The sequence below is a fragment of the Bartonella tribocorum genome (genome assembly GCF_002778015.1).
GTDB classification, from domain to species: Bacteria; Pseudomonadota; Alphaproteobacteria; order Rhizobiales; family Rhizobiaceae; genus Bartonella; species Bartonella tribocorum_B.
Genome location: NZ_NJPP01000069.1, coordinates 1 through 1,653, shown reverse-complemented (window position 1 = coordinate 1,653; position 1,653 = coordinate 1). Strand labels below are relative to the sequence as shown.

General features: G+C 30.6%; 1 protein-coding gene. It reads left to right on the top strand.

Going from position 1 to position 1,653, the window contains the following annotated elements; translation table 11 throughout:
• The first annotated feature begins 705 nt into the window (after positions 1 to 705).
• Positions 706 to 1,317 (top strand): invasion associated locus B family protein, encoded by a 612-nt coding sequence (locus CEV08_RS09120; RefSeq protein ID WP_100131275.1) that lies wholly within the window; start codon positions 706 to 708, stop codon positions 1,315 to 1,317.
• Positions 1,318 to 1,653: the final 336 nt, after the last annotated feature.

Below are 1,653 nucleotides of genomic sequence, written 5' to 3'. Positions count from 1 at the left end.
AAGTTATAGATTTTTCATAAAAAAGAGATCTTTGAATTAGGGAAAAAGCAAATTGAATGCCTTCATCATTTAATTCAACTTTTTCAACGAGAAGACTGTAAATGTAAAGTTTTTCTCACAAATGCATATCACTTTATGTTTTGTAAACAGAAATAGAAAATTGTCCATTGGCATTTTTTGCAACTATATGAAAAAATTAGATAATTTCTATCTTTAATGCATCCAATATTTTAATAATTCCGTAAATCACTTTATTTTTGTATATCACGAGACATATAAGGAAAATAGTGAAATTTATCTGATATTTTAGAATTTCATGCATTGCAATATTTGTTGCTAAAGCCTTACAGCCTAATATGAAGAGTAGTAAGCGTTTAAATTCTTAAGATTTTTTGAATAGAATAAGAGTTTATTTAAATTGATATTGCAATATTGATTCGTTTATGTAATCTTAGCGCAGACGCACAGAGGTGTTTTATGGATAGATTGCATCGGGCATCCATGTGATAAAGAGGGGAAAGCTACATGAGTATATAAATTTTAAATGGCTTATCGTAGTTTTTTCTCTAAATTTAGCTTTTTTATATTGAAGTAAAAATAATAAAATTAAATATTATTTCATTATAATTTAATAAATTTAAGTTGAAATTGTATTTAATATTTTTTTAAGTTACTTAAGAGCGCGTTGAAAGGATTAACTTAATCATGTCGCATAAAAATATTTATTCTGCTGTTTCAATATTAGTTGGAGCTGCTTCTCTTTTCCTTATAGCTGGTATTTCTGCAAATGCGCAAACTTTATCGCAAGGTTGGTACAAAGTTTGCAGTAAACAGCATGATGTTGATATTTGTAATACAATGAATAGTGTATTATCGAATACGGGACAACCTTTAACGGCTTTTAATCTTGTTGAAATAAAAGGGAAGCAAAATGAAAGGCGTATAGGTATTCAAGTACCTACAGGTCGTTTTTTGCCAGAAGGTGTTCACATTCAAATAGGTGATGGCTTCTCTAAAAAAATTCCTTATGTTATTTGTAATGGACCAAGTTGTATTGCTAATGATGTCTTAGATGATAAGCTTATAGCAGCTATGAAAAGTGGTACAAAAATGGTTGTAACCACAGTTAATTTCCGTGGTTCAGCTAATCCTATTGAATTTTCTCTTAATGGATTTACAGCTGCGTATACCGGTCCTGGTATGGAAGAAAAAGATTTCCAACAAGAGCAAATAAAGCTGCAGCAAGCCATTCAATCAAATCAAAAAGAAATTGAAGAGCGTATGCGGGCTGAGCAAGAAAAAGCAAAACAAAAGTAATGCACACACGTCATAGAATTGGTTGAAACTTTTTCTATAGGTGTTTATTTAAACCGCTACGGTTTTTTGTGGCGGTTTTTTTATTGTTGTCGTTTGACAGTAGTTTTTGCATTAAGTGGGAAGAGGTGGGATTGGTTAGAAATAGGTGATAATTTGTTGTTCTTATGTACAATTTTTAGCGTTAAATGCGCATTTTGTCAAAATAGATTTTGACACCTAAAATTGGAAAAAGCACGAAAAATGGTAAAAAGTGCATTTTCATGGTAAAAATGAGGGAAGGCTTTGAAAGGTCTTTGGAAAATCCTTTGAAGATTTTAAAAAAAAGTCTGTGAAAGC

What these genes read in the sequence shown, in the direction of transcription:
- CEV08_RS09120 (WP_100131275.1), top strand. Translation starts at nt 706, where the DNA reads ATGTCGCATAAAAATATTTATTCTGCTGTTTCAATATTAGTTGGAGCT.